At 45.8% G+C, this 264-nt stretch carries 1 pseudogene; it reads right to left on the bottom strand.

The annotated features are described in order from the left end of the window. Window positions 1–264 (bottom strand): annotated as a pseudogene (locus R0K30_RS22330) (YhgE/Pip domain-containing protein); the annotation flags it as partial.

The following is a 264-nucleotide window of genomic DNA, read 5'->3' as shown; positions in this document are numbered from 1 at the left end:
AAATTTTCCTTCAGCTTGGCGCTGCCGTCTTTCGCGTTTTTCGTGCCGTCGTCTATTTTCTTGGCTCCGCTGCTGGCTTTGCCGAGCCCTTTGGCAATATCTTTAAAGTTATCAAAAATGACTTTTGCGTATTGCTCTGTCACTTCTTTCGACACGGAGGCTTTCAGTTTGTCGATCGCCTTTTCCCCGATTGTCGCGCCGACATAGTTTGATCCGGCATTCGTATGATATTTCAGATCCAGCTTCTTCGGATTTTTATCCATT

This window comes from Bacillus sp. SIMBA_154 (assembly GCF_046536015.1).
Taxonomy (GTDB): Bacteria; Bacillota; Bacilli; order Bacillales; family Bacillaceae; genus Bacillus; species Bacillus pumilus_P.
The sequence above is the reverse complement of the archived record's forward strand: the minus strand, read 5'-3'. Positions and strand labels throughout refer to the sequence as shown.